The organism is Leptospira wolffii serovar Khorat str. Khorat-H2 (assembly GCF_000306115.2).
Taxonomy (GTDB): domain Bacteria; phylum Spirochaetota; class Leptospiria; order Leptospirales; family Leptospiraceae; genus Leptospira_B; species Leptospira_B wolffii.
Map to the genome: position 1 here is coordinate 915,071 of NZ_AKWX02000020.1, position 21,625 is coordinate 936,695.

Sequence of the window (21,625 nt, forward strand, 5' to 3'; positions counted from 1 at the left end):
TAAACTTTCATCTAAACAGATTATATCTTAGGATACAATAGATCGCACGGAATCCGTCTTTCCATCCGATCTTTTTTCCTTCCGCGTAAGTGCGTCCGTAATAGGATATTCCCACCTCGAAGATGCGGATATCCGGAATTTTGGCTATCTTAGCCGTGATTTCCGGCTCGAAACCGAATCTATTTTCTTGGATATCGATGGATTGGATCACTTCTCTCCGGAAAGCCTTATAACAGGTCTCCATATCGGTGAGATTGATATTCGTGAACATATTGGATAAAGTAGTCAGGAATAGATTCCCTAGTCTGTGCCAATAGTATACGACTCTATGAGCTCTCCCGCCCATGAATCTACTTCCGAAAACCACGTCGGCTTTTCCTTTGTAGATGGGATCGATTACTTCGGGAATCTCGAAAGGGTCGTACTCTAAATCCGCGTCTTGGACGATCACGATATCGCCTTTTGCAGCTTTGAATCCGGTTCTAAGCGCCGCTCCCTTGCCTTGGTTTTGCTCATGGAATACAAGCTGGTCGACCAGTTTTTTAAAAGGCGCGGTCTGAAGGAGTTCTCTGGTTCCGTCCGTCGAGAAGTCGTCGACTAAAATGATCTCTTTATTTTTATAAGGAACCTTTTTAACGGTTTCTAATATGTTTTTAATCGTATGTTTTTCGTTATAGCAAGGGATTACGATCGATAGTTTCATTTAGCGTCCAGCCCGACTAATTCACTCATACGGAAATCCCGGATGATGCTTTCGGTCTTGACTATTATTTTTTCCAGTGCGATTCCGAAAAGCAAATTACGGTAAGCTTCAGCCGCTTTGGGATAGTCCCTATCGTTGACTTGCACTGTCATTCGGTCGCTAACTCTATTCTTCTCGATACATTCCTGAATCGTTTTACGCAGGGCGGCCAGAGCGATGCAGACTTCCTTTAGAATATTCTGGCTATCCCTTTCCATGGAGGATTGATTTCCGTTCGCATCTAATAAAGCCTTGATATGCTCGGCGATGCGAAGAGAAGGCATTCCTCTCTTTGTAACCCCGATTCTCTCGATTACTGAGATACTGTCCTGGAATGAGGAGTATTCGGGAGTTCCTCTGAAGATATGGATCAGAACAGGCAACTCCGTATCCGCGAAATTGGTCATGGCTCCGTAAAAAAAACGCATTTCCGTTCTTGCCAGGGGATGGAAATCGACTCTTTGGTATTTGGAGAGTTTCTCTTCCTGCTCGTCCAAAATCCGATTGATGGTTTCTCCTTTGGCGGCGTTCCTTTTTTCGACCAATTCCTGATGTTTGGCCTTTACTTTCTCCAAAAACGAAACTTCTTCCTTTAAGAAGGATTCGATATTGCCCCTGTGTTTCAGGGTCTGGATATATCTGTCTTCGAAGCCCTTTCCGTCGAAGAGCTTCGGACTTTGTTTGGCGCCGTCCCGGTATTCGGAACGGAGCTTTTCCACTAAGGATTTTATTTCTTGGTCGCTAAGAGGCATGCAAAGGGTTTAGCCTTCGCTATCGGCCCATTTTTGCAAGGAGATAAGTAGGGCTCCGATATCTTCCGAGCAATATAATAAGGCGCTGCGAGCGTCTTTGTACATCTGCTGCTGGTTGTAGGGGACCTGCTTCAGATGGTTATCGTTTTTGGTATTTAGGACGTTTAGGCAATTCAAAACCATTTTCTTGAGCTTTCTTGCCAAAGCTAACAGCATTTCCTGCATCTCCCAACGGATCACCAGCTTGAGCTTTTCCTGGTCGGAGGTTCTGGATTGCAGGGCCTGCTTTCTTCCGGATTCGTATTTGGCTATATAGTAAGTAATGGATCTGGGATAGGAGGTAAGCTCTTTATGATAGTTTAAAATCTTCTCCAGTTTTTGGAAGAATTCGATATCGAATTCTCTGGTGAGATTCCCCACGATATTCTTATTGTCCGAAGGATCTCCGGTAGCTTCGAAGATTTTGGAATTACGGATATTATTTAGGACCGACTCGATCCTTTCCTTAATCTTCTGGAATTGTTGAACGGAATCCTCGATGTATTTGGTTTCCCTAGAGGATCCTGCTTCGAGCGATTCTATAAATATGGGAACATCCGAACTTCCGGGAGGAGAAGAAGAAAACCCTGCGTCCGATATATTCAGGTCCACCTTGGAAAGGTCGAAGTTATCCGAAGAAGGGGTGGAAATTCTGGATTCCATACTCTCGGAAACCGTTTCCGGCTCTCTTGTCGGTAAGAATGCGCTTGCGCTTCTTTCGGAGTTCGTAGGTTCAGAGGCAGTTTTTTGTTTTGTCTTTTCCGCCAGGTTTTCGATCCAGTCGGCACTGGGGTGCTTTGTATTCTTGAGTAAATTCGAAAGTTTGTCCAGATCCAGGGGATTGGATTTGGTTCCAGAGCGAGAGGGTTTCGGCTTGGAGTGAGTGGCGATTTCCGAAACCTTTTGCAAGGTGATCCGGATGATTTCCGCCTTTCTACTTTCCTTATTGAAACGGACAGCGTAACGGTTTCCGTTCCGGTCCAAATATTTAGTCCCCAGTTGAGCCAAGGAAAGCTTGTTCGGATCGATTTCATCGATCGAATTCACTATGATGTAATCATTGGCCTGTCTAGAGAGCATATATCGTTGAACCGAAGGATTCTTAATACGACGGATAAAAAGAATCTTATTATTACGCGAATCCGATATTAAAGAAATATTTTTTAATATCGGCAATGCAAAAAAATATTTCCAAACGAAATGAAGATCGGCGTAGAACGGTTTTTCTCCCCTATTTGGGTGAAGTTTCGTCTGTCTCGTCCGGGACAAGTGCAAATAACGTGCATCGTTCGTCTTCGGTCGGGCCGGATTTTTCACTTCCGATTCGTTATCCGCCGAACCATGGGCGGGTCTTCATTTCCCGGAGTTTGGATTCTGTCGCTTCCCGAAAAAGCGATTAAACCGAGAAGAATAGGACCAAAACCGCATTGACAGGGGACTAAGGTACGAAAACCTGGGCGTATACCTCGATAGGAAGGTCGATCCTTGGCGAATATTAAATCTTCAGAAAAAGATATCCGTAGAACTAAACGCAGGAATGCGGCAAATTCTCAAAACCGGAACCGCCTTAGGACTCAGGCCAAAAAGATCCTAAAAGCGCTTCATGACGGAGAAAAGGATACTATCCCGACTTTGTACAAAGAATACGCTTCTCTTTTGGACAAAGCAGCTAAAACCAATCTCATCCACTCTAAAAATGCGGACCGCAAAAAGAGCCGGATGGCTTTGCGCATCAATAGCCAAGCAGCTGCTTCCGCGTAAGAACCGTTATCATAACGGGCGATTAGCTCAGCTGGGAGAGCGCCTCCCTTACAAGGAGGATGTCGGCAGTTCGATCCTGTCATCGCCCATGTTTTTTTCCCTCCCATACATATACCCCTTGGAAGCATGGCTCTGAATCCCCAAAAACCTGTTTTCCAGCACCCCGACCTTATGGTCTCCGTTTCCGGAATCCGAGGAATCATCCCCACGGGCTTAAGTTCCGATGTGATTTTTCAGGCGTTGCGGGCGTTCGGATCCTGGCTCCCCGGAAATACGGTCGTAATCGGTCGGGATTCTCGGCCAAGCGGAGAATATATCGAAAACATCGCCATAGGAATCATGTTGGGTATGGGCAAGAAGGTGATCCGACTCGGGATCGTTCCTACTCCCACTGTAAAAGCTGTGGTGAACCTATCCGGCGCGGCTGGTGGAATCATGATCTCTGCCTCTCATAATCCGGTGATTTGGAACGCTTTTAAATTCATCGGTCCCGGCGGATTCTTCACGAATGCGAAAGATCTGGAAAATCTCTTGCATTTGGTAAGAAAGGAAGATTATAAACCTTTTCAGTTCAAACCGAACTCTAGTGTCGAAGACGGAAGGGATCGGATCCAAGCGCATATCGATTCCGTACTCGCAAGAGTCAATGTCGCCGCCATTAAAAAGAAAAAATACACCGTATTCTTAGATGCCGTGAACGGGGGCGGAAGCTTCGTTTTACCGGAATTGTTAAAACGCCTGGGTTGTAAGGTTATTCCACACAATTGCAAGCCGGATGGAACCTTTCCTCGGCCGCCCGAGCCGACTCCGGAAGCGTTAAAACAGTCCTCTAGGATCATAAAACAATCCAAGGCCGACATAGGATTTGCCTTGGATCCGGATGCGGACCGTTTGGTAGTACTTTCTCCCAAGAAGGGAGCGATTTCGGAAGAATTGACTCTTCCTCTCAGTTTTCTTTCCTATTTAGGTTCCGGTCGAATTCCCAAAAAAGCTTCGATCACCGTGAATCTCTCCACTAGCTTCGTAAACGATTGGGTCGCCGACTCAGTAGGAATTCCCACTTACCGGTCTAAGGTGGGAGAAGCCAACGTTGTTGCGGAAATGATACACCGAAAATCCGTTTTCGGCGGAGAAGGGAATGGCGGAGTCATAGATCCTGCGATTCCTTCTTTCGGTCGGGATTCCCTTTCGGGGGTGGCTCATATCTTGAATCTGCTTGCCCTGAGGGGAGAAGACGCTGAAACTGTGTTCGGCGGTCTTCCGGCGGTCCATATGCGCAAAATTGCGTATAAAATCGCGGGGCAAAAGACGGACCAAATCTATTCTCGCTTTCGTAGCGCCTTTTCCGATTATAAGGAAGATACGAGGGACGGTTTACGTTTGGCGGCGGAAAATTCCTGGATACATATCAGGCCTTCGAATACGGAGCCGATCCTCCGGGTGATAGGGGAGGCTAGGTCCAAAAAGGATCTGGAATCTCTTCTGGAAAAAGCCGGACGGATTATGGAGAATTCTTAAAGTATGTGTGGAATCGTAGGATACGCTGGCGAAAAAAACGTGGAGTCGGTGCTCGTAGTGGGCCTGATCAGTCTGGAATACAGAGGCTACGATTCGGCAGGGATCGCCGTTTTGGACAAGGGAGAAATCCAAGTCCGTAAACAAAGAGGTAAGATCAAAGATCTCGAGAGCTATCTGAAGGAACATCCCGTCAGAGGGAATGTAGGAATCGGGCATACCCGTTGGGCGACCCACGGAGAACCCAATCAGATAAACGCTCACCCTCACACGGATTCCAAGTCCACCGTCGCAGTAGTTCATAACGGAATCATCGAAAACTACGGGGAGCTTCGCCAGGAATTGAAGCAAAAAGGTTTCGTCTTCCATAGCATGACCGACACCGAAGTGATTCCCAATCTTCTTGCTGAGAGTAAGAAAAGAGGCAAAACCAATCGGGAAGCCTTTCTGGAATTATTCGACAGGGTTCACGGAAAATGGGCCATCGCAGTCGTTTTCGATAACGAGCCGGACAGAGTGTATTTCGCACAGGACGGAGCGCCTCTTCTTCTAGGTAAAGGAAAAGAAGAATATTATCTGGCTTCCGATATCTCTCCTCTCACCCGCAATTGTCGGGAAGTGTATTATATCAACTCCAAAGAATGGGGTTATTTTACGAAAACCGAATGTACGGTTTTCGGTTTCGATGGAGAAGAGAAAAAGATCGAGTTCAAGAGCCAAGAAATCAAGTTCGAGGATGTGGATAAAGGCGGATATCCGCATTTTATGATCAAGGAAATCCACGAGCAACCCGGTATCTTCAGAAGGATCATCCAATCCCGCATCGGAGACAACGGAGAGATCGAATTTCCGGAGAGCAATATTTCCCGAGACGTAATGTCCCGTGTAAATCGCATTATCATCCAAGCGGCAGGAACCAGCTATTATGCGGGTATGCTCGGTAAGCATTATCTGGAAAATTTCGCGAAAATCCAAACGGATACCGAGACCTCTTCCGAGTTTCGCTATAGAAATCCCGTGGTGGAAGGAGATACACTGATCGTGGGGATTTCCCAGTCGGGTGAGACTGCGGATACTTTGGCTTCGATCTTGGAAGCCAAAGCCAAGTTCATCAAGGTTCTCTCTTTGGTGAACAACGTGAATTCTACCATCGCTAGGGAATCGGATTCTTTTATCCGCACGGATGCAGGTCCTGAAATCGGCGTCGCAAGTACTAAAGCGTTTACCGCTCAGGTAATCAACCTTCTTCTATTTTCCTTATATGTGGCCAGATTGAAATGGATCGTTTCCGACGATGAGTTAAAGACTCTTCTGGAGGAAATCCGCCTTCTTCCCGGAAAGATGGAAAGGATTTTGGCTCAAGCTCATCTCCTGGAAACCTGGGCGGCCGACTTTACCAAGACCAAGGACTTCGTATTTTTAGGAAGGACTTATAATCATCCCGTGGCTCTGGAAGGCGCTTTGAAACTCAAGGAAGTCTCTTATATCCACGCTTCCGGATACGCCGGAGGAGAATTCAAACACGGTCCGATCGCGCTTATCACAAACGAAGTTCCCGTGGTTTGCATCGCTACTAAATCCGAGATCTATAGCAAAATGCTCTCTAATATCCAGGAGATCAAGGCGCGTAACGGTATCATCATTTCCATAGTGACGGAAGGGGATACCGAAGCAAGAGAGCTATCCGATTATTGCTTCGAGGTTCCGGATTGTCCCGAGATTCTAAGCCCTATTTTGAACGTACTTCCTTTGCAATTGCTCGCATACTATTCGGCCGTAGCTCGGGGTTGTCCTCCCGATCAACCTCGTAACCTGGCAAAATCCGTAACCGTGGAGTAATTCTCATGGGCAGGATTCAGAGAATATTGATCGATGAGCAGGAGACTCCCTCCGGATTGGGAGCCCTGACCCGAATTCGGTCCTTCGTAGAAATCCGGGACGGTATTCTGAATCCGCTACAGAGATTGAAAGAGCAGTATTCGGACGCAAAGATCTATTATAGACACTCCAATCCGGCCTTCGAAAAAACGTTCTTCGAAAGAAACCCCAAGATCGCGGAATATGACGGAAAAGAGGTGGATCTCATCGTGTCTCCGGAAGACTTCCTACCTTGGAAATCGATCGAGAGTTTGGGGCGAAGCATCGAACAGGATCTGGATTTAAACAAGGATCTGCGGAAATGGGCCCGCAAGCTAAAGGTGAAATCCGGAGATTTCCAGATCGTGGGTAAGTCCAAACACGTTCATGTGCATCCTTCCGCAAAGATCTATCCCGGAGTGGTTATAGACGTCACTTCCGGGCCGGTCATCATCGACAAGGACGTTAAGATCACGTCCTTTTCTTTCCTGGAAGGACCGCTATATATCGGGCACGGATCCCATATAGATAATGCCAGGATCACGGGCAGCACTTCCATCGGAAACGTATGCAGAATAGGCGGAGAAGTCGGCGATAGCATTATATTAGATTTTACGAATAAACATCACGAAGGATTTTTGGGGCATTCTCTGGTGGGAAGTTGGGTGAACATTGGCGCTCTTTCCACCACTTCGGATCTAAAGAATAATTATGGAGTGGTTAAGATCCGGGAAGAAGGCCACGAAACCACCACAGGGTCCATCAAATTCGGATCCATTATCGGTGATTTCTCCAAAATCGGTATCGGAGTGATGCTGAATACGGGCACAGTAATTGATTTCGGGTGCAATGTGATCTCGAATAAAGTGGGTGGTTATCTTCCGCCTTTTGCCTGGGCCGACGGACAACCCTATATCCTGGATTTGTTCCTTAGAGATTCCCGCAAGATCATGGCTCGTAGAAACAGGGAATTATCCGCATCCGAAGCCGAACTGATAAGAATTCTATACGAAAGCAAGGTGAGAAAATAATATTCCGAGGAGATCGCATGGAAGTATTGGAATCCCAGATTAGGACCTCGTCTCCCGAATATAAGGAAAACTTTAAAGACCTCTCCGAGAAAGTGGAGGAGGTCCGTATGCTTTTGGACAAAGTCTCCCAAGGAGGAGGCGAAAAATCCATACAAAGGCATAAGAGCCGCGGAAAATTGACCGCGAGAGAAAGAATTCGCGGACTCGTCGATTCCGACACTCCCTTCTTGGAATTCTCCGCCTTGGCCGGAGAAAAAGTCTACTCCGACGATGTTCCTTCCGCAGGCATAGTCACCGGAATCGGAAGAATATCGGGAAGTCCCTGCGTGATCGTAGCCAATGATGCTACCGTAAAAGGCGGAACTTATTATCCGCTCACAGTCAAAAAGCATATCCGCGCTCAGGAAATCGCCAGAGAGAATCGGCTTCCTTGCGTTTACTTGGTGGATTCCGGCGGAGCTTTTCTTCCCATGCAGGACGAAGTGTTTCCGGACAAGGAACATTTCGGCAGAATCTTTTACAACCAGGCCAATCTTTCCAGAGAGGGAATTCCCCAAATATCCATCGTGATGGGAAGCTGTACCGCAGGAGGGGCTTATATCCCTGCGATGTCCGACGAATCGGTGATCGTTAAAGGAAACGGGACTATTTTCTTAGGAGGCCCCCCTCTTGTAAAAGCCGCCACGGGAGAAGTAGTTACTCCGGAAGAATTAGGCGGGGCGGACGTGCATTGTAGGATTTCCGGAGTCACGGACCATTATGCCGAAAACGATCGTCACGCTTTGGAGATCGCCAGACATATCGTTTCCAGTTTAGGAAATGCGAAAGGAAAAAGTCCGGAATCCATAACTTTCGAGGATCCTTTATACGATCCGGAGGAAATTTACGGGATCATCCAAAAGGATATTCGTAAGCCTTATGATGTAAGAGAAGTGATCGCAAGAGTAGTGGACGGTTCCCGTTTTCAAGAATTCAAAAAATATTATGGGACTACGATCGTTACTGGCTTTGCGAATATCTACGGAAAGCTAGTAGGTATTGTCGCAAACAACGGGGTACTATTCTCCGAAAGTTCCCTGAAAGCTGCACATTTTATCCAGTTATGCAATCAACGGGAGATCCCTCTCGTCTTTCTCCAAAACATTACCGGCTTTATGGTAGGTAAGAAATACGAGAATGCAGGAATCGCTAAAGACGGAGCCAAGATGGTGAACGCGGTCTCGACTTCCGTGGTTCCTAAATATACCGTAGTGATCGGCGGTTCCTATGGAGCCGGAAATTACGGAATGTGCGGTAGAGCTTTCGGTCCTCGTTTTCTTTGGATGTGGCCGAACGCGAAAATTTCCGTTATGGGCGGGGAACAGGCTTCGAATGTTCTTTTAACCGTTAAAATGGAGCAATTGGAGAAGGAAGGCAAAGCCCTCTCCGAAGCAGAGCAAAACGAATTCCGCAGACCGATTTTAGAAGACTACGATCGTCGCTCCTCCTGTATTTATTCTACGGCTCGACTTTGGGATGACGGTATTCTGGATCCGGCCCGGACTAGAGAATCTCTGGGACTGGCTCTTTATTCCGACTTCTCCGCGAAAAAAGATCCATCCTACGCCATTTTCCGGATGTAATTGGTATAGTTAGACGCTGGCCCAGGGGATTTGGGCCCGTGATTCTATTGGATTTATCCATTTTTCCAACAGGTTGGAAAAATATGCCTAAAAAGTACGCAAAACTGTTAGGCTCTACTGGAGAGACTCATCCCTTATTCTAGAGAAATCTTACTCTTGGGTTGCGAAAGAGGCCCATATGCCTTAAGAGAACTGGTTTTTCGGACAGGGAGTCCTATTTAAGATTTTTTTACTCTTTTTTCCGCCTTTTTTACTCTCAGGTACTCTTCTTGCAAAATACGGATTAAAACAAATTCCGAGATGAGATTTGAGAAAATGAAATCGGCCAAAAAACTAATCCCGTTCCTGTTCCTATTGATCCCTGCGGTTCTATGGGGCCAGGACGCAACTACAACCCCTCCTCCGGCACCGGCTCCTACATTGGATAAAGGTGATACCGCGTGGATGATCGTCGCTTCCACACTCGTGTTCTTTATGATTCCCGGTCTTGCGCTGTTCTACGGCGGGATCGTGCGCTCTAAGAACGTTCTATCGACCATGATGCACAGCTTCATCGCGATCTTAGTCCTTACTCTTCAGTGGACTATCTTCGGATACAGCTTTGCTTTCGACGGAAGCAATCCGTATTACGGTGATTTCGGTCTTCTTTTCCTGAACGGAGTCGATACCGAGACTCTGGAAGGAACAATTCCTAAATACATCCACTTCTTGTTCCAAGGAATGTTCGCTTTGATCACTCCTGCGCTTATATCCGGAGCGATTGCAGAAAGGGTAAAACTTTCAGGTTATATCGTATTCATTCTGGCTTGGGCAACCTTGGTATACGATCCCGTCGCTCACTGGGTCTGGGACTCCGACGGATGGTTATTCCAAAAAAGCGCTCTGGACTTTGCGGGAGGAACCGTAGTCCACTTGATTTCCGGTATCGCCGGTCTTGCAGCGGCCATCGTTCTCGGAAAACGTAAAGGAGAAGGTCCTGCTCTTATTGCTCCGAACAACCTCACCTATACTCTGATAGGCGCCGGGTTCCTGTGGTTCGGATGGTTCGGATTTAACGCCGGATCCGGTTTGGCAACGAACGGATTGGCAGCCAGAGCATTCGCAGTGACTTTGATCGCACCTGCGGCAGCCGGCGTAGCTTGGCTCTTGATCGAATATCTTCATACTAAGAAAGCGACCGCACTCGGTGCAGCTTCCGGAATCGTAGCCGGTCTCGTGGTTATCACTCCCGCTGCCGGATTCGTGGATCTGCAAGGAGCTATTATCCTCGGATTGATCGTATCTCCGATCTGCTACGGAGCGATCCTTCTGAAAGGAAAACTCGGATACGACGATTCTTTGGATGCGTTCGGTATACACGGAGTTGGTGGAGCTGTAGGAGCTATTCTTACCGGGGTATTCACCGTTTCTCTCGGAGCAGGAGTCGCAACTCGCACCGATCAGGTAATCGTTCAGTTGATCAGCGTAGTCGCTACCGGCGCTTACTCTTTCGTCGTTTCCTTAATCCTCGTTTTCATCATAGAGAAAACGATCGGATTCAGAATTTCCGAAGAGAAAGAAATCGCGGGTCTCGATGCGGAGATTCACGGAGAGAAAGGTTATATCATTTAACCTTCGCATGAATTTATACACTAAGTAAAGGAGAGCATATGAAATTAGTCGTAGCAATTATCCAGCCACATAAACTGGAAGAGGTAAAAGCGGAGCTTACTAAGAATGAAATTTACAGGCTTACCGTAAGCGACGTGCAAGGCTACGGGCAGCAAAAAGGAAAAACCGAGGTTTTTCGCGGACACGAATACCAAGTAAACCTTTTGAGAAAGGTTAGATTGGAAATCGCAGTCAACGACGAGTTCGTTAAGCCGACCGTCGACGCCATTCTCAAGGCTGCCAAAACCGGCGAAGGAAAGATCGGAGACGGAAAGATTCTGATCCTTCCTCTCGAGGATGTGATCCGTATCCGTACCGGAGAAAGAGGAAGCTCAGCGATTTAATTCTTCCCCATACGAGTCGAAACTAGCTTCGGGGTCGGTGCCTTACCGACCCCATTTTTGTACTTGCACTTCCGCCGAATCCGCCGAGAATCCCAACCGGTTAAATTCATGCCTAAGAAAATTATTTGCCTTCTTTTATTTATCCCTTCTTTTCTTCTATTTTCCTGCGTTTCTTCCGAAGTAAAATTGAAATCCGAGGAGAACCTACGAAACTCCCTGAATAGAGCAAAGATGAGAATCGTAAATCCTCTTCCGGATGGTTTCGAACTCAAATATTCGGCGGACAGCTCGCCTTTTCCTTACGATTACTTTTTGAAATCCAAATCCGACGATTTCGAACTACGTTATGCGATCCGTCCCTTGGACGAATATATCAAACAATACAAGGAATTGAGCAAAACCCCCGGGGTAGTGATGGCTCCGATGAAAGAAGACGAGCATATCCAGGATTTTATCGTGATGATCATGAACATAGGAGGGGGAGGATTGCCCGATACGAAACCCGCATTCTTCCCTCCGGCTGCGGTAAAGTCCGAATTCGGAGCGGACTGGGGAGCGACGATCTCTTTGCATGTAAGCCCTAATTTCGATTCCAAATACAAATACGGAATCTTGATGATGCTTTATAAGAAGAATATCGCGCAGGCCTACGTATTTTATTTAGCCAACGATCCTAATGTGCTTTCCAAGTATCTGAGAGATACTCCTTTGTTTTACAATTTGCAGTTTGTCAAATAAGGGAACGCGGGAAAGACCTCCTCGAATATGCAAACGGGATTCTCAGTTAAATTCTCAAGGAGAAGTTCCTGGATGAAGCAACCGATTCTCGCGTTCATTTTACTTTTCTCTATGAGTGCATTCTCTTCCGGGATAGATTCCGATGTTAGAGAATCCCTCCTGAAGAAGATAAACGTAATCGAAGCGGATCCTTTGAGCCCGGGGGCAAAAGAGGCATGTAGGTATATCTTAGCTTTTACCTACGAAAGTAAGGATGTGCAAGTGATCGTATCACAAAAGCTTTTGCCTTGGTTTACACGTGATCTGGAATACAAGGAATTTCTGTTCGGTTCGTTTGTTGCCGGAAATATAAAGCCGCAATTATTAAGCGGAAGAAAGAAGGATGATTCGTATTCGGGTGCTTTAGCTATGATACGGACATACGAGAGAATTCGTGGTGTAAACGATTCTTTCGTTTTGGAGGAAGTGGATCGTTTGATCCTAATGGAAAAGGAAGGTAGATTACGGGGTTATGTTTCCTCGGTTGCTAGATAGAATTACGTTTAACCCTCAAATATTCGGAGGTAAGCCGATTATTCGAGGCCGTCGCCTTGCTGTTGAGCATATCCTTGGGATGCTTGCTGCAGGAGATAATACTACAACAATCTTAGAAGGCTATTCATGGTTGGAGCCTGAAGATATCCAAGCCTGTCTTGTTTACGCTTATCGCATGATTGGACATGAGAGAATTGAAAATATACCGAACGAGACTACTCAGGTCGCGTGAAGGTCTTTTTAGGCTCCGTTTACCGGACGAATAGAATAGGAACTCTATTCTAAATTTTCAGTCTAACGAAACTATCTCTCCCTGAGAGGTCCTTTTTCGAAATCGCTTCGGAGTAACCTTGCCGCAAAGCTTCTTCTTTTAACCAATTTGAGTATTTCGGATGGGTCTCGAGGTATAGGAAGCCGTTAGGTTTTAGGTAATTTTTGGCCTCGTTCAGTATGCGGCTGTGAAATGCTTCGAAATCCGATACGAATAGGGCCAAATGAGGTTCGTAATCCGCTACGTCCTTCATTAGAGAAGATTTTTCCGACTCGGGAATATACGGAGGGTTGGATACGATCAGATCGAATCTGTTTTCGTTCGGTATGGAAGAGAATAGATCCCCTTGGTAGAGTGGTAACGTTCTATCCGTATTTAATATTTCTTGAATATTCTTTCCGTTGATTTCCAGGGCTTCTCGGGAAAGGTCGGAAAAGGAAAGGCTCCATTTGGATCTTGCTTTTGCTAGACTGATCCCTATGCAGCCGCTTCCGGAGCATAAGTCTAGAGCCTGCAATTCGGACTCCTTGTCTTGGAATTCTTCCAGAACCCAGGCCACCAACTCCTCCGTTTCCGGTCTCGGAATCAACACAGACTCGTTCACTAAGAATTCTGAATCGAAGAACGCTTTCTTTCCGATAATGTATGCTGTGGGACGGGATTTGGATCTCTCTACGATTCTTTCCCGATATGCGTCCTTTTCGGAAGAGGAGAGTGGTCTTTCGAAATCCACATAGAGCTTCACTCTTGGAATCCGCAATAGATCCGCGAGTAGTAGTTCCGCATCCAAACGCGCGGAGGGGATATTTTTCTTTTTTAGGAATTCCTCCGATTTTCGGAGAAGTTGGATTACGGTATCTGCGGAATCGGTCATCTAAATTGGAATAATGGTGGCCCCGAGAGGATTCGAACCTCCGACCAAAAGTTTAGGAAACTTCTGCTCTGTCCACCTGAGCTACGGGACCGATTCGTTTTCTAAGACTCGAATTCCGGTTTAAGCCGGTTTGCGCTTCTGGGAGACTATTCTCTGGAAGTCGTTAATATTGTGAATAACGATTTTATCGGAGTATATCTCGATTTTACCGCTTTTTGCGAATTGGTTCACCACTTTCTGGACTTCTCCCACAGGTTGGGCGCACCAGTCGGCCACATCCTCTACGGTCACATTCAGAACCACTTCTTTGAATTCCGTATGAGTGTGCATTTTCTCGTAAAGCATGAGAAATACGTCGGCTACTTTTCCTATGATATCGTCCAGAAGAAGGATCAGCAATCTTCTCTTGGCATCGTAAATACGCACGGAGAATATGGTGAGGATCTTTAGCGCAAGAGTGGGATTCTTGGTCATCAATAGTTCGAAATTCGCCCGGTTGAAATTCAATACCTTCACTTCGGAAATCGCGATGGCTGTCGCGCTTCTAGGCTGCTCTTCTAAGATCGCCATCTCTCCGAAGATATCTCCCTGTTCCAGTATATCCAATGTCTTGATGGAATTTCCCACGGTCTTGGTGATTTTCACCTTGCCCGCTTGGATCAGATAGAAATCGTTTCCGGGTTCGTTCTCGCAAAATATGATCTGGTTCGGTTCGTAAGTCTTACCGAACTTGGAGAACATGGACTCTAACATTAAATCCATTTAAGCGCTTAGCTCCTTGGCTTTCTGGCGGGCCTTCTGAGAAAGGCTGTCTCTTTCCGGAGGGAGAAGGGCTACTTTTCCGAAGAGCATGCCCGCTCTTTGGCGATCTCCTTGTTGCTCGGCGATTTCTGCCAGATGGAATAAGGACTCTTTGACCGATTCTCCGGAAGGATGCTTCTTGATATAAGCGGAGAATGTATTGCTCGCAGTCTCCAGATTTTCCAGTTTCAGGAAGCAAACTCCCATTTGGAAAAGAGCGTTATCCACCAGCTTTTTCTCGCTATCGTACTTGAAGTCGTTTCGGACCATCAGGTCCTTAAAGATACCGGCAGCTTCCTCGAACTTGCCCACATTTAGGAAAGTGTGGGCGCGATTGTAAAGCGAAGTGATGGAGTTGTCCGTTCCCGCTCCTAGGTTCGTCTTCTCCGCAGCCGGTTTCATGATATTCTGCAAATTTTCCTGGGTCATACGAGTGGAAGCGGCGTCGTAAACCAAAGGAGGCATATTGATCGGGTAAGGAGTCCCTTTTCTTGCCAGGTCCTGGAGTTCCGTCGCTCTCCCCGCGTAGGGTCCGCTTGGATAATGTTCCAAGTATTTGCCGAAAGCATAGGCGGCGTGTTCGAAGTTATTATTCTTATAGAAAACTTCCGCCACGTTCATGAGCTCGAAGGCGGGGTTTCTGGCTTCCGCCTGACCGAGAATCTCTCTCAATTTCTTGTGAACCTGCCTGAGCTGGCTAGAAAACACCTTCATCATTTTGAGAATGAGATGGGTCTTTTCCGAAACGAATGTCTCGAAATCGGAAAGTTTGAACGCGAGCACGGTTGCGCCGCCTACTACCTGTGCGGTTTCTTCTCTAGGATACTTTCCCAGAGCGGATTTGACTCCGAAGAATTCGCCTAAGCGCACATCTTCTTTTACTTCGTAACCTGTATCGATAGCGGTGTACGTTAATACGACGCGACCCTGCCGGAGAACATAGATATCCTCCGATCGATCTTTCTCGAAGTATATAATGGAGCCGCCTTTATAATTTCGGATTATGGGCCCAGCCAAGACCGTTACCTTCCACTCTTAAATCTACCCGACGGGAAAAAATGCCAAATCCTTTTTGTAACCAAGGGCCCGGGTTACCGATTCTATCAACCCTAGGGGATCCCCGGCAAGGTATTTATCGGTTCCGGCGATCTTAATTTCTCGTCCTTCCACACCTGTTTCGTCAAAAAATTCCTTCAAAGAAAGGTCGCCGTATGCGGGCTTGCCGTCTCTGACTACCAGTCTCACCGAACGCAAATCCGCGGAGGATAGCACATCGTAAGCGTTGTCTTTCTCCCCGGAAAGAACGACTAGGTCGGCGATTTTACCCGCCTCCAAACTTCCTAATTCATCCGAAATTCGGAATGCTTTGGCCGGATTTTCGGTGACCATTCTGAAAAGAATTTTAGGATCCAATTCTTCTCCGTATTCCTTTCTATAAAATTCCCGAGCGGACTTGATTTCTCCCAGAAGATTCAAGGATCCGGACATGGGGGAATCCGTGCCTAGGCTTACGTTGACTCCGGCTTCCAATAATTCCCGTATGGGGGCCGTCTTTCCGAATAGGAATAGATTGGATTCCGGGCTCCAGACTAGATTCGCTTTGGCCTTGGCCACAGCTTTCACGTCTTCGGAATCGAAAGCGATCCCGTGAACGAGTACGGAATTCTCTCCTAAACAACCGATGGATTGCAGTTTTTGGACCGCATTTTCGGACTCCTCGTCGAAGCCTTCCGAAATATGCGTGACGAAAGGAAGATTTCCTTCCTTGGCTCGGGCGTATTCGATTTCCGGGCCGTCTCCCCAACCGAGGGAGTAGGAGCAAATGCTATGAGCCAGGGTAAATCGGCTTAGGATCCGAACCGGAAAATTCTCTAAGAAGGGGGACTGGACGAAATGAGGAATATGATCCAGAACGGAAGTGACTCCGCTGATTAGATTCTTGTATCCGCCTAAGAAATACAATTGTTCCGGCTCTAGTTGCTGCCTCTCCGCGTATACGACGGAGGATTTAAGATCGTTATCCCAGGGTAGCCAATTCGGATAAGGACGGTTGGTTCCGACTTTAGGAAGATAGGTGCCTAGAAGATGATCGTGAGCGTTGATGAATCCGGGATAAACGAAGAGCCCACCCAGATTCAATCGGATGGGAAGAGAATCCTTGGGAATTCCTGCGCTGATCGAAGCGATCTTTCCGTCGCGGATCCGGATAGTCGCGTTCTCTATGATTCCTTTCGGAGTCACCGCTTTAGAATTAACGATTTCCCATTCCATTCCGTGTAAATCCCGCCGTATGAGTCCTTAAATAGACGAAACGATTAGCGTTTAAGAAACGATATCGGATCGATCGCTTTGGTACCTTGGTTGACCTGAAGATAGAGTCCCTTACCCTCTTCCAACTCTCCGATCGGCTCTCCCGGTTTAACGATCTCCCCTTCCTTTACGGATACGGAACCTAAATTGGCGTAAACGCTGGAGAATCCGCCTCGATGCTCTAAAATAATATATTTCCTATAACCGTCCATTTGGTCCAGTACAACTACCTTTCCCCCGGAAACGGAATGCACATCCTTATGTCGACTGGCTTTGAACAGTACGCCTTTATTCGGAAAATACGATAGGCTAGAATAAGGAAGAGCCACGGGAGGAAGTTTCTTGAGAGGAGAATGGAATCTCCCAGAAAAATTCTGCCCTGTCGCCTGCTCGGAAGACTCCGGTAATTCTCTGATTCGGGAAGGGTCGGGAGGTAACTTGAGCTTTTCTCCCACTTTGAGTCCTTCGGATTCCTTTTTGCCGTTCCATTCTAATAGGATTCTCCAATCCAATTTATACTTTTGGGATATGGAGAAGGCGGTCTCCTTGGGTTGCACCGTATGCGTTTTAGGCGGCGTCCCCGGGAAAATTAAGGAAACGGGGAGGAGGAGAATCGGCAAATAGATTAGATGGATTCGGACTCTTCTCCGCATAAGAATAATATCGGCAATCGGAGTCCTTATAAAAAGAAAAGGGAGCCCGTTCGGACTCCCTTTTTCGGAAAGATTTTCCTCTTTTCGGAGATTAATCTTCGTCTTTGGTGTTCGGTTTGTATTTTTTCATCAATTCTTCCGCAACGTTTCTAGGAACAGGAGCGTAGCGAGAGAATTCCATGGAGAACTCGGCTTTTCCTTGGGTGGAGGAACGGATAACGGTGGAGTATCCGAACATGTCCGCCAGAGGAACTTCCGCCTCTACCTTACAATAACCGTCTTGCTCGGTGGTATTCAGGATCATACCCCTTCTTTGGTTCAAGGAAGCGAGGATCGCACCTTGGAACTCAGCCGGGCCGTCCACTTCCACTCTCATGATAGGCTCCAGAATCTGAGGAGAAGCCTTGCTGAAACCTTGGCGGAATGCATAGCGTCCTGCGATTTGGAATGCCATATCGGAAGAGTCCACATCGTGGTAGGAACCGTCGTTGATGGTCAGTTTTACCCCGATGATAGGGAATCCGATCATGCTACCTCTTTCCAGACAGCTCTTGAAGCCTTTGTCCACGGAGGAGATGTATTCGCGAGGGATGGCACCACCCACGACACTGTTTACGAATTCGTAATCCTTTCCTTCTTCCAAAGGAATCGGCTCGATGAATCCGGCCACACGACCGAATTGACCCTGACCACCCGTCTGTTTCTTGTGGGTGTAGTCGAAATCCGCGCGGTTGGTGATGGTTTCACGATACGCAACCTGAGGAGCTCCGGTGATGAGTTCCACACCGTACTCGCGTCTCATCCTCTCGATATAAACTTCGAGGTGAAGCTCTCCCATCCCTTTGATGATGGTTTGTCCGGATTCCTGATCCACGTGAGTCTGGAAGGTCGGGTCTTCTTTGGTGAAGCGGTTAAGAGCTTTCGCCAGGTTGTTCAAATGCTTGGATTCTTTTGCTTCGATGGTCAAGGAGATCACCGGCGCGGGAACGAACATGGACTCCATGGAAACGTTCATTTTTCCGTCGGTAAAGGTATCCCCGGAAGCGCAATCGATACCGAAGAGAGCGATAATGTCTCCCGCTTCGGCGGAATCGATATCCTCCATTTCGTCGGAGTGCATACGACATAGGCGACCAACGTTATGTTTCTTGTTGGTCGACATATTATAGATCGTCATACCTTTCTGGATTCTTCCCTGATAGATACGAACGTAGGTCAACTGACCGTAACGACCGTCTTCCAATTTGAATGCCAAGCAAACGAGAGGTTTGTCCTTGTCGGAGGGAAGGACGATCTTTTCGGATTCGTTTTTGATGTCTAGAGCGGAGTTGACTACGTCCACCGGAGAAGCGAGATAATCCAAGACTCCATCCAGAAGTTTTTGTACTCCCTTATTTTTGAAAGCGGAACCCATGAAAACAGGGGTAAGCTTCAGAGCGATCGCACCGTTACGAATCGCGGTTTTGATCTGTTCTACGGTAGGCTCGCCTTCCAGCATAGCTTCGGTAAGCTCGTCGGAGAACATGGAAGCCGCGTCTAACAACTCTTCGCGTTTTTTCTGAGCGAGCTCTTGAAGTTCGGCGGGAATCTCCTTCTCGGTGATTTCCATTCCGTCTTTTCCTTCGAAATAAACGGCTTTCATGGTCACCAGATCCACGATTCCTTGCAGATCGTTTTCCAGACCGATAGGAATTTGGACCGGAACAGCGTTGTGTTTCAGTTTTTCACGAAGCTGATCGATGACTCGGAACGGATTCGCACCGGTACGGTCCAGTTTATTGATGAATGCAACGCGAGGAACGTTGTAACGACGCATCTGTCTGTCCACTGTGATGGACTGGGACTGCACACCTGCAACCCCGCAAAGCACGAGGATTGCGGAGTCGAGAACCCGCAGAGAGCGCTCCACTTCCACGGTAAAATCCACGTGGCCCGGAGTATCGATAATATTGATGGTATGCCCTTTCCACTGGCAGTAGGTAGCGGCGGATTGGATCGTAATCCCTCTTTCCCGCTCTAATTCCATACTGTCCATTTTCGCACCCACTCCGTCTTTTCCACGAACTTCGTGGATGGCATGGATACGGTTCGTATAGAATAGAATCCTTTCGGTAAGAGTGGTTTTTCCCGAGTCGATATGGGCGGAAATACCTATATTCCTGGTTTTCAGGAGTTTCTCGCTGGGTTTGAAATCCGCAACTGCAGTGCTCATTAGAGTCCTCTTTAAAAGTCCCAAGAAAAAAAGAATCCCTCTGGAGAGAACCAGGAGGAGCCGTTTTTTTAGTGGATACTAATCTGACTGGGGTCCCTAGGTAAAGGAACCCTAATTCTTACCAGATTTCGGAAAGGCCCTCGTTTGTAAAGATATTCTTAGCTTGGAGTCGGGAGGGGAACGGATGAGAAGAAGGTGCCGTCATTTTTCCAGGAAAACGAGCTTTAAGAGACCTCAATAATTAACGATTCGGGGATTTTGACCTCTGATTCTCTTCGGATTTTCATTGCCCGAGATAGGCCCGCCTAAAATATTTCCTCTGAAGGGCGATCCCTTCCCCATGGCTCCACTCAAATTTATTAAACGTAATGTAAATCGGATCGCGAGAGCCTTTCTATTGCTATCGGTGGCAAGGATCCTTTGCCTCGCCTTCGCAGGAGCGATCCTCTTAGGGTCATTCCTAATCTACGCTTCCGAAGCCGGAAGGATCAGTTACGCGGATTCCTTTTATATTGCGGCCTCGGCCATATGCGTTACGGGACTTTCGACGGTTCCCATCAGCGAATTACTATTTTCCACACAAGTGATTATTATGGCCCTTTTCCAAATCGGAGGCCTAGGGATCATCACCTTTACCGTTCTTGTGGGGATTCTGGTGGTAAGGGGCTTATCCAGGAGTACCCGTATAGCGGCCTTCGTGTTCGAGGCGATCGATTCCCACGAGTCCGACGACGGAAAGACCAAGAAGGCGCATTACGTACGTAGGATTCTATTATCGATTCTGAATATATCGATCTCCATAGAATTGTTGGGAGCCGTTTTACTTTATTTCACTATGCCAGAGGATCTGAGAGGCCTTCCTGGAGAACCGAATCGGATTTTTTTGAGCTTATTTACCGCAGTTTCCGCTTTTAATAACGCCGGCTTTTCCTTGGTGGACGATGTGAGTTTTCTATCTTCCGAACCTTTGGCCATGCTCGTAATAGAGAGTCTGGTGGTAATGGGAGGTATCGGATTTCCGGTCATTCTATTCTTCGAAAAGACTCTCTTGGAGGCCTTCCGAAACGTGATGAACCGGATAGAAGTCGCCATGGAAACATATCTCATGTCCCGGGCCTTGGAGGAAGGAAAGGAACCTTCCTGGTTATATTTGCTATTGATCCGGCTTTCGTTCTGGGCGGAAGAAAGATTGGCTCTTTATCGTCAGGCTCTACACGGAGAATCTAATCGGATTCAGATGAAGCTATTGCTTTACGGAACTATAATATTGGTTCACGTGGGCGGCCTCGGGGTCCTCTTGTCGGAATGGGATAATCCAGATACGATCGGAAAACTTCCTTTCATAGACAAACTTTTCAATTCTTTCTTCTTGTCCGTATCTTCCAGAACGGCGGGGTTCAGTACTTTCGATCTTTCTGAAATTCGGAGTCCGACTTACGTATTGATTTGCTCCCTGATGTTCGTAGGGGGAGGTCCCCAGGGAGCAGCCGGGGGGATCAAGATAACCACTTTCGTCATTCTCCTGACCTATCTGAGAAACGTGATTAATCCTCAGGCTCGCGTTAGCATTATGGGGGAAGAGATCTCCAAGAATTCGATCGCCATCTCCACACGTATTTACTTCCTGGCCACGATCTCGATCGTATTCTTCATGCTATGTATCACGATTGCGAACGGACATAGGCACGGGATCGAGGATATCTTTTTCGAAGTCATGTCCGCTTTCGGAACGGTCGGACTTTCCAAGGGTTTGACTCCTTATATTACGGGAGTAGAGAAGTTTCTCTACCCTTGCATCATGTACGTAGGTAGAGTCGGAGTCTTTACGCTGCTCATCGCATTTACCGGGCATTCCGGTCTGGGCAGCCTGGGAGGTAAGGACGACGGAGTGAAGATACAAGTCGGATAGACCGGTTCCT

At 47.2% G+C, this 21,625-nt stretch carries 20 protein-coding genes and 2 tRNA genes; 12 read left to right on the forward strand and 10 right to left on the reverse strand.

Features of this window, described 5'->3' with window-relative positions:
• Positions 1-7: 7 nt before the first annotated feature.
• From LEP1GSC061_RS17530 to LEP1GSC061_RS17540, 3 genes are read right to left on the reverse strand one after another with little or no spacing between them, the layout of a single operon-like run.
• Positions 8-703 carry a glycosyltransferase family 2 protein gene (locus LEP1GSC061_RS17530; RefSeq protein WP_016545985.1) on the reverse strand — a complete coding sequence of 232 codons (696 nt, stop codon included), beginning with the start codon at positions 701-703 and terminating at the stop codon, positions 8-10.
• The gene (locus LEP1GSC061_RS17535; RefSeq protein ID WP_016546474.1) at positions 700-1,494 is read right to left on the reverse strand and encodes a hypothetical protein; all 795 of its coding nucleotides are present in this window, start codon (positions 1,492-1,494) and stop codon (positions 700-702) included. The genes LEP1GSC061_RS17530 and LEP1GSC061_RS17535 overlap by 4 nt, the downstream gene beginning before the upstream one ends.
• A 9-nt stretch (positions 1,495-1,503) precedes the next feature.
• The gene (locus LEP1GSC061_RS17540) at positions 1,504-2,613 is read right to left on the reverse strand and encodes an LIC_10450 family protein (RefSeq protein WP_040509885.1); all 1,110 of its coding nucleotides are present in this window, start codon (positions 2,611-2,613) and stop codon (positions 1,504-1,506) included.
• A 405-nt stretch (positions 2,614-3,018) separates the two neighbouring features.
• Here LEP1GSC061_RS17540 and rpsT point away from each other — a divergent pair, with 405 nt between their 5' ends.
• The 11 genes from rpsT to LEP1GSC061_RS17595 all read left to right on the forward strand — a co-directional run bounded on the left by rpsT (position 3,019) and on the right by LEP1GSC061_RS17595 (position 12,817).
• Positions 3,019-3,294, forward strand: a complete 276-nt coding sequence (rpsT, locus tag LEP1GSC061_RS17545; RefSeq protein ID WP_016546744.1) for a 30S ribosomal protein S20 — start codon at positions 3,019-3,021, stop codon at positions 3,292-3,294.
• 16 nt (positions 3,295-3,310) lie between these two features.
• Positions 3,311-3,383 (forward strand) — tRNA-Val (locus tag LEP1GSC061_RS17550).
• A gap of 37 nt (positions 3,384-3,420) precedes the next feature.
• A complete protein-coding gene (glmM, locus tag LEP1GSC061_RS17555; protein WP_016546878.1) occupies positions 3,421-4,812 on the forward strand; it encodes a phosphoglucosamine mutase in 1,392 nt (463 codons plus the stop codon).
• Between the two features lie 3 nt (positions 4,813-4,815).
• Positions 4,816-6,648, forward strand: coding sequence for a glutamine--fructose-6-phosphate transaminase (isomerizing) (glmS, locus tag LEP1GSC061_RS17560; protein WP_016546028.1), 1,833 nt, complete (start codon positions 4,816-4,818; stop codon positions 6,646-6,648).
• A gap of 5 nt (positions 6,649-6,653) precedes the next feature.
• Entirely contained in the window at positions 6,654-7,697 is a 1,044-nt protein-coding gene (locus LEP1GSC061_RS17565; protein ID WP_016545996.1) for a GlmU family protein, read from the forward strand.
• Between the two features lie 17 nt (positions 7,698-7,714).
• On the forward strand, positions 7,715-9,319 hold the full coding sequence (locus LEP1GSC061_RS17570; RefSeq protein WP_016546556.1) for a carboxyl transferase domain-containing protein: 1,605 nt from the start codon (positions 7,715-7,717) through the stop codon (positions 9,317-9,319).
• Between the two features lie 315 nt (positions 9,320-9,634).
• The gene (locus LEP1GSC061_RS17575) at positions 9,635-10,930 is read left to right on the forward strand and encodes an ammonium transporter (protein WP_040509101.1); all 1,296 of its coding nucleotides are present in this window, start codon (positions 9,635-9,637) and stop codon (positions 10,928-10,930) included.
• Positions 10,931-10,968: 38 nt separating this feature from the next.
• Positions 10,969-11,313, forward strand: coding sequence for a P-II family nitrogen regulator (locus LEP1GSC061_RS17580; protein ID WP_016546707.1), 345 nt, complete (start codon positions 10,969-10,971; stop codon positions 11,311-11,313).
• Positions 11,314-11,421: 108 nt separating this feature from the next.
• On the forward strand, positions 11,422-12,051 hold the full coding sequence (locus tag LEP1GSC061_RS17585; RefSeq protein ID WP_016546274.1) for a hypothetical protein: 630 nt from the start codon (positions 11,422-11,424) through the stop codon (positions 12,049-12,051).
• Between the two features lie 72 nt (positions 12,052-12,123).
• Entirely contained in the window at positions 12,124-12,585 is a 462-nt protein-coding gene (locus LEP1GSC061_RS17590; protein WP_016545964.1) for a hypothetical protein, read from the forward strand.
• Positions 12,563-12,817 (forward strand): DUF433 domain-containing protein, encoded by a 255-nt coding sequence (locus LEP1GSC061_RS17595; RefSeq protein ID WP_040509107.1) that lies wholly within the window; start codon positions 12,563-12,565, stop codon positions 12,815-12,817. The genes LEP1GSC061_RS17590 and LEP1GSC061_RS17595 overlap by 23 nt, the downstream gene beginning before the upstream one ends.
• 49 nt (positions 12,818-12,866) lie before the next feature.
• Here the strand turns inward: LEP1GSC061_RS17595 and prmC are convergent, their stop codons facing one another.
• The 7 genes from prmC to fusA form a co-directional block, all read right to left on the reverse strand.
• The gene (gene prmC, locus LEP1GSC061_RS17600; protein WP_016545977.1) at positions 12,867-13,730 is read right to left on the reverse strand and encodes a peptide chain release factor N(5)-glutamine methyltransferase; all 864 of its coding nucleotides are present in this window, start codon (positions 13,728-13,730) and stop codon (positions 12,867-12,869) included.
• A gap of 14 nt (positions 13,731-13,744) precedes the next feature.
• Positions 13,745-13,821, reverse strand: a tRNA-Arg gene (locus LEP1GSC061_RS17605).
• 29 nt (positions 13,822-13,850) lie between these two features.
• Positions 13,851-14,492 carry a Crp/Fnr family transcriptional regulator gene (locus LEP1GSC061_RS17610; RefSeq protein ID WP_016546113.1) on the reverse strand — a complete coding sequence of 214 codons (642 nt, stop codon included), beginning with the start codon at positions 14,490-14,492 and terminating at the stop codon, positions 13,851-13,853.
• Positions 14,493-15,548 (reverse strand): tetratricopeptide repeat protein, encoded by a 1,056-nt coding sequence (locus tag LEP1GSC061_RS17615; RefSeq protein WP_016546746.1) that lies wholly within the window; start codon positions 15,546-15,548, stop codon positions 14,493-14,495. It lies immediately after the preceding gene.
• Between the two features lie 24 nt (positions 15,549-15,572).
• On the reverse strand, positions 15,573-16,802 hold the full coding sequence (locus LEP1GSC061_RS17620) for an amidohydrolase family protein (RefSeq protein ID WP_016546796.1): 1,230 nt from the start codon (positions 16,800-16,802) through the stop codon (positions 15,573-15,575).
• Between the two features lie 44 nt (positions 16,803-16,846).
• Entirely contained in the window at positions 16,847-17,494 is a 648-nt protein-coding gene (locus LEP1GSC061_RS17625; RefSeq protein WP_016546266.1) for an LIC_10271 family cell wall hydrolase, read from the reverse strand.
• Between the two features lie 91 nt (positions 17,495-17,585).
• A complete protein-coding gene (fusA, locus tag LEP1GSC061_RS17630) occupies positions 17,586-19,706 on the reverse strand; it encodes an elongation factor G (protein ID WP_040509110.1) in 2,121 nt (706 codons plus the stop codon).
• 340 nt (positions 19,707-20,046) lie between these two features.
• On the opposite strand from fusA, the gene LEP1GSC061_RS17635 reads away from it, so the two are divergent.
• On the forward strand, positions 20,047-21,615 hold the full coding sequence (locus LEP1GSC061_RS17635) for a potassium transporter TrkG (RefSeq protein ID WP_040509888.1): 1,569 nt from the start codon (positions 20,047-20,049) through the stop codon (positions 21,613-21,615).
• Positions 21,616-21,625 lie beyond the last annotated feature (10 nt).